The sequence below is a fragment of the Deltaproteobacteria bacterium genome (genome assembly GCA_020845775.1).
Taxonomy (GTDB): domain Bacteria; phylum Bdellovibrionota_C; class UBA2361; order SZUA-149; family JADLFC01; genus JADLFC01.
On record JADLFC010000144.1, the window covers coordinates 25041 to 31665 of the forward strand.

Annotated in this window: 6 protein-coding genes; 2 read left to right on the forward strand and 4 right to left on the reverse strand. The window is 46.9% G+C overall.

Going from position 1 to position 6625, the window contains the following annotated elements; genetic code table 11:
* Positions 1-8 precede the first annotated feature (8 nt).
* A complete protein-coding gene (locus tag IT291_09665) occupies positions 9-1145 on the forward strand; it encodes a M48 family metallopeptidase (GenBank protein ID MCC6221492.1) in 1137 nt (378 codons plus the stop codon).
* A 297-nt stretch (positions 1146-1442) separates the two neighbouring features.
* A complete protein-coding gene (locus tag IT291_09670; protein ID MCC6221493.1) occupies positions 1443-2060 on the forward strand; it encodes a DUF5610 domain-containing protein in 618 nt (205 codons plus the stop codon).
* Between the two features lie 94 nt (positions 2061-2154).
* On the opposite strand, the gene tsaD is transcribed toward IT291_09670, so the two are convergent.
* From tsaD to IT291_09690, 4 genes are all read right to left on the reverse strand, one after another.
* Positions 2155-3258, reverse strand: a complete 1104-nt coding sequence (tsaD, locus tag IT291_09675) for a tRNA (adenosine(37)-N6)-threonylcarbamoyltransferase complex transferase subunit TsaD (GenBank protein ID MCC6221494.1) — start codon at positions 3256-3258, stop codon at positions 2155-2157.
* A 62-nt stretch (positions 3259-3320) separates the two neighbouring features.
* Complete coding sequence (locus IT291_09680; protein MCC6221495.1) at positions 3321-4355, reverse strand: cytochrome c; 1035 nt, start codon at positions 4353-4355, stop codon at positions 3321-3323.
* Positions 4356-4371: 16 nt separating this feature from the next.
* Positions 4372-5877 carry a DegQ family serine endoprotease gene (locus tag IT291_09685; protein MCC6221496.1) on the reverse strand — a complete coding sequence of 502 codons (1506 nt, stop codon included), beginning with the start codon at positions 5875-5877 and terminating at the stop codon, positions 4372-4374.
* A complete protein-coding gene (locus IT291_09690; protein ID MCC6221497.1) occupies positions 5858-6130 on the reverse strand; it encodes a DUF1844 domain-containing protein in 273 nt (90 codons plus the stop codon). The genes IT291_09685 and IT291_09690 overlap by 20 nt, the downstream gene beginning before the upstream one ends.
* Positions 6131-6625: the final 495 nt, after the last annotated feature.

The window sequence follows — 6625 nt, forward strand, 5'->3', positions numbered from 1 at the left end:
ATACCACTATGTTCATATCTTTTGTCAGGGTTACTAGGTTATTAGCGGCAATATTGTTCGGGTTGATGTCCCTACTTGCTGCTTGCGCGCCCCAACATCAACCTCGTCCTCCCGGCGAAATTCCTACGCCTAAGGCACCTTCGATTTCCGATGAACAGTATGGCCATGAGATTTTAACTAGCCTTAGCGAAGAGTACGAATTAGATCCAAATGATCCTCGATTAGACAAGGTAACGGACATCGTGGATCGTTTAGCTGGAGCCGCTGGTGCTGGTAAGGATCCCTGGCATGTGTTTATATTTAAGGCGCCAGATGTAAAAAATGCTGCAGCCACAAGAGGGAATCACGTTTTTTTGTGGTCGGGTTTATTAGATGTGGCGCAGAGCGATGACGAAATTGCTACATTTATTGCGCATGAGATGGCGCACGTCATAGCGGAGCATACTGCTGAGGATCCAAGCGAACAGCTGCGAAGAATACTTATTGGAGCCGGAGCTATTGCGGCAGGCATAGCTGTTACGCATGCCACAAAAGACCCAATGTTAGCGCAGAATCTTGGCGACATAACAGTTCAGCTTACGCAGGAACTTGGAAGCGGACTCTTGATGAACCCTTATTCGAGAGAGAAGGAATTAGAGGCTGACCAAATTGGGCTTTTTTTAATGGCGGATGCTAAGATTAATCCCGAGGCCGCGATAAATTTCTGGCGGCGCTTTCAAGATGACCCAATGTTTGCAAACAATGTCGAGTTTTTTTCAACGCATCCATCTCCAAGCGATCGTTTGGAGCGATTGGAACGCTTATTACCTCAAGCGATGTCTCGTTTTAATTCTGGCGCTGGAGCGAATATCGGCGCGTTAACGGTAGATGAGCAACGCACAACGGGAGACGACGATTTCGATTGGAGCGCAAATAATACTAAAAGAGATAGCAACCATGGGAATGACAAAGGCAGAGACCTAAAAGAATGGCGAGTTAAGCGAAATGGAGCCATATTGCATTCAAAGCCAAGCGAAAAAAGCAAACGCATGGGGGAATTTTCGGACGGTGCTGTCATTCGATCTGTTTCGCAAGTCGGCAATTGGGTAGAAATTTTACGACCAGACCATGGTTATGTGCATATAGATGGCCTAAGTCCTAATTAATTAAAATAATACTAATAAACCTCTGCTCTCATTGGAGGCTCATAAAAGTCCTCAAGATTTATTTGTTCTACGCCGATAGCTCAAATAACACATTATATACCTTGGTTTTGTGGTCAATTTGACCAATATTTTTGGCTAATTAACAGCTCTGGCGGTATGGTCGTAGCGTCATGGCTTACTGAGGGCCGTTGCCAAACGCCCCTGACGAGGTTTTTGGCAACGGCCTTTGCTTGGTTTCCATGACTGCTACCCTACCTGGCCAACAAGGGAATGAACTACTCAGGCAGGGAGGCAACGATGAGTAACATAAATAGTGCTGCGTCAATTCACGCGTCTGTTAACAAGCAATCCGCCGCGGAAACAAAAATTTCTCTCCTCGATTCGATAAGGACGAAGAAGGCAAAAAGGGGCCGATCCGCTGCATCGGAGTCGGGCCGAGACAAAGTAGATGTAGACATGAAGAAAATCTACAAGAGTCTTACAGTTCTTGGCGACGAAGTTATAAGGAAATTAAACGGGATACTTAAAAGCGATCTTCCTCAGGGCATCGCCTCGCTAAAACCCGAGGAGCACACGCCTGAAGCCACTGCGCAACGAATAGTAGACGGCACGACAGCGCTATTCAGTATCTACCAGAAGCAGAATCCTAATTTACAGGGAGAGGAGCTTTTGGATTCGTTTATGCAGACCATTAGAGGCGGGATAAAACAGGGCTACGATGATGCTGTCGGCATTCTTTCCGCCATCGGAGCTTTTGAATTCGATAACGTCGAAGAAGGCATAGAAAAAACCATGCAACTAGTTGAAGAAAAGTTAACTGCCTTCGAGGACAATTTTAGAAAACAACTAAGCGAGCAACCAGCAACTGATTCTAAACCTACTGACACAACCGCACCTGCTGCGCAAACTAAGTGAGTGCCGTAACTCCGCCTTGACGTCTGACGCCAAAAAATTAGCCTAAGAGTCTCTGTGCTCGCATTGAGGCTCCGAGGACAATTTTTTGGGGCGCCTATACGCCACTAATTTCTTCTAGCGGCCATCTCGCCACAGCACCAACCTCAATGGCTACGCCGGGGCCCAAATACCCTGGGTGCTCGGCAGCTCGCCACTCGCTTCCATACAAATTAGGATTGTGCTTGATGATAGAAGCTGCAAGAGCTGCCATCATAGTGGCATTGTCCGTGCACCACTTAAACGGCGGAACAGAGAAGCGCACGTCTTGGTCAGCACAAACCTGAGCTAGCTCCTCTCTTAGAAGCAGGTTTGCAGCTACTCCGCCCGTTAACAAAAAAGACTGCGGTCTAAGCGACTTTAAAGCGGCAGCGACTTTTACTTTTAGCGCCTCTACTATTGCTCTCTCACTGGAAGCCGCTAAATCCGCAACTAGTCCCTTCTCTCTTACCCCCTCTAAGCCACCGAGCTTTGCCACCGTGCGCGCTACCGCAGTTTTTAGCCCACTAAAGCTAAAACTCGTGTTATTCTCCCTTAGACCTACCGGTAAACTAAAAGAATTGGCATTGCCACTTGTAGCCTCGCGAGATAATGCAGGCCCTCCTGGATATGGAAGGCCCAAAATACTTGCTATCTTGTCAAACGCTTCTCCGGCGGCATCATCGCGAGTGCTCGCTAAAACCTTATACTCTCTAAACTTAGGCACAGATACTAGCATCGTATGCCCGCCAGAAACTAGTAAAGCTAGCATGGGAAGTTTTGGGCGAAGATGCCCTTCCATAAACTCACAAGCAAACAAATGCCCTTCCAAATGGTTAAGCGCAAGCAGTGGAACTTTTCGACTAAATGCTATAGCCTTTGCCATTCCCAAGCCGACTAAAAGGCAGCCCTTAAGCCCAGGACCACGAGTAGCGGCAACCATGCTAACATCTTTAACTGTAGTGCCACTTTGCAAAAACGCCTTAGTAATTAACATCGGAAGCGTTGCAATATGGTTTCTTGCCGCAATTTCTGGGACCACGCCGCCGTAAGGTTTATGTAAGTCTACCTGGGAAGAAATTAACTCAACTAATATCTTAGAACTATCCAAACGAGCAGCAGCCTCACTCGCATAAAGAGTAACTGCAGTTTCATCACAACTCGTTTCAATGGCTAACAACATAGAACTAGGTAAATCACTACCGAAGCAAAAACGCGCCTCGTCGCGCGCAAAAAATGCCGAAACTACAAGGTCTTTAAATAGGCAGCGATGGCCTCCTTATCGTCAGCACTCATATCCTTAAAATAATCCCATGGGCATAACCTGGGATCGCTTTGCTTGCCTTTGGGCGAAGCACCAGTAGATAAATATTTTGCAATATCGGCCTTAGACCAAGCCTTTAAACCAGTTTCTAAAGTTCCGCGAATATCGGGCGTGCTCTCTGGAAATTTAAGATCTAGGTGCGAAACTATGTTGTAATTTAGATCATCACTCGAGCCAGCGAAATCCTCACTGGACGAAAACAAACTCTTGCTACCCGTATGGCAAAGGTAACAGCGCGAAAGATTATGCGCTAAATAGCGCCCATAATAAGCATCCCGCCGCGGCGCAACTTGCGGCACATAGCCTTGAATATCTCGATGCTGCGAAATTACCCCAAATTTACGCCGCTCCAATGTACCAAGAGATCTGCGCGCTATCTCGTTCCTTACAGGCGCTAAAGCGGACAAATAGACAGCTATGGCCGTTGCATCTTCATCGCTCATCCAGCGATAACCCCTATGAGCATCAATGGATAACGGCTGCCCGCGATTATCGATCGACGCGCGGATAGCTCTCTTTATTTCAGCTACGTTCCACGCCCCAAGGCCAGTTGCCATATCTGGAGTGATGTTTGGAACAGTTACCTCGCCAAAGCGATCCTCGATTCGGCGCCCACCGGCGAGAGATTTTTCGAGCCCCGCAACTCCTGTCCTTTCGCCATTATCTTGCCTCACATGGCAAGCTCCACAAGCCGCAGCTGCATTTACGATATAGTCACCCCGGTTCTTTAATTCTGCCCAGCGGCGCTTATCGACAATCTCCACTGGTCGAACTTTTTCAAAATTGCCAGACAATTCATTGGCAATCGCGTCAGTCCACGATGAATCAGGAGTGGAAGTTTCCTCCACCTCCTCGACCTCAGAAATCCCACCGAAAACACAACCACCAGCAAAAAGCGACGAGAAAAAAAATACGCTCCAAAACCAGACACGCTGCGGCTCCGTCCTTCTACCCATCGCTACTATTGCCTTCCTACTCAACCTTAATCGTCAGGAAGATTGTGTTGTCTCCTCGCTTAACCAGTAACAGCATCGGCTTGCCAGAAACTACATCCTTCGTAGCCTTGCTAAATTCTTCTGAAGAGCTAATAGGCTTTCCTCCAACCTCTAAAACGATATCTCCCCTCCTAAGTCCCGCCTTTTCTGCAGCGCTTTCTGGCACCACCTGAGACACAATAACTCCATTAGTATCTTCTAGGTTTAAGCCCTTCGCTAAGTCCGGCGTGATATCCTGAACGCTTAGGCCTAACTTGCTTTCTTGCCCCTGAGCTAATTCGTCGAGCTCATCTTGTTCAACGAGTTCGCGTATTTTTACGGATATTATTTTTGGCTTCTTATCCCGAATAACCTCAACCGACACCGTCTTGTTGATTTGAGTGTCAGCAACCATTAGCGGAAGGTCGTCGTTTTCAGTCACTATCCTTCCGTCATACTTCGTAATGACATCTCCACGCTTAATTCCAGCTTCCATCGCCGGACTCTTGTCAACGACATCAGCCACTAAAGCACCTTCAGCCGTGCTTAAACCCATAGCCTCCGCTACATCCGAAGAAACTGGCTGTATTAACACCCCTAACCACCCACGCATTACCTTGCCGCTCGAATGCAGTTGAGTCATAATCCCCTTAACCATATTAATGGGAATGGCAAAGCCAATGCCTACATTAAAACCCGATGACCCTAAAACGCTTGGGGAATAAATAGCAGTATTTACACCTACTACCTCGCCATTAGCGTTAAATAACGGCCCACCGGAATTTCCAGGATTAATCGAAGCGTCTGTCTGAATAAAATCGTCATATGGCCCGCCTACTTTTCGCGAAGTAGCAGACACTATGCCTACAGTCACCGTATGACCTAAGCGAAATGGATTGCCTATAGCAATGACCCAATCCCCTGGCTGCAAGGAGTCCGAATTGCCGAGCACCACAGATTGTAATTTTTTGGGTGCCTCCACTTTTACTAATGCCAGATCCGTTTTTGGATCCTTGCCAATGAGCTTGGCATCGTACTCAGTCTTGTCATCGCGAAAGCGAACGACGATCTTAGAAGCTTTATCGACAACATGATTATTCGTTACGATATACCCATCTGGGTGAATGACAAAACCACTACCCAAACTAGAAAAACTTCGAGGTTGCTGTGGAGGCATTGGGAATTGGAAAAAAAACTCAAACGGCGAGTCGGGCGGCTGATTGGGCAAACCAAATCCAGGCTGACCGCCGCGAAGTGAATTTGGGGCAGTTTCTTTTCCTTCGGTCGAAATGTTTACCACCGCTGGACTTAACTTATCTATAATCGGCGCAAAGCTCGGCAACTGCAAGTTAATTAGAGGCTCCTGAGAGGTGCTATCTACCCACAACTTGCCATTATCAGCCCAAGAATAATTAAGCGGCAGCAATAACGCGCCAAGAAGCAAAATCACTCGTGACACAAGCCACCGCCTAGCCATTGAAAAACTATCCAACCTTCGCATCATTATTCGTTGCCCTAACTCTATCGACATAAGCTATTCTCAAACTGGCGAGTATCTCGCCTACCATTTTTTCTTCTTCCACAGTGAGGTTGTTTTTTGTCTTTTCAGCAAGCATGGAAATAATGTCAATCGTATGCCTTGCTACCTCGGGATTAAAGGACTTTACCCTTGTTTCCGGATTGGGAAGCTCTCCCAACATCACCATTGCCTGCGTTGCCAAACTTACCACAAACGAGGAAAAATCCACTGCTGGCATCTCCCCGCGCACCTCGCTCCTTTCTGTCGGCCGTCTGCTTTCAGCTCTCAGATTAGCCGCCTCACTCGCGGCATCGCACGCTGCCGTAGTGGCTGAATGTTGTGCCTTGCCACTATCTGCAACTTGCTTCTTCTCATCCCTCCTTTCATCTATCACGCCCTCGCGCACGTCCCCACTCTCCGAGAATCGACGTTTATCTACCACCCTAAATTCAGATTGTTCTTTTTCTGCCATATTATTAACTGCTTATGATTGCTAAGACCACATTACCTGCCCTCAAAAAAATAGCATATTACTTATCCGCTACTTGCGGTATTTGAGCAATAGGCTCAATATGAAAAATTTGAGCGTCAATTTTTCGCTAACCACTATACCGTTTCCAAAAAGTAAGTTAAATATTTTACTTTTTGGAAACGGTATTTGTTGTTTATTGGCAAGTGCTTACGCACTTGCTGTTTATAGCATTTACAAAAATCCTTTTTGTAAATGCTATAA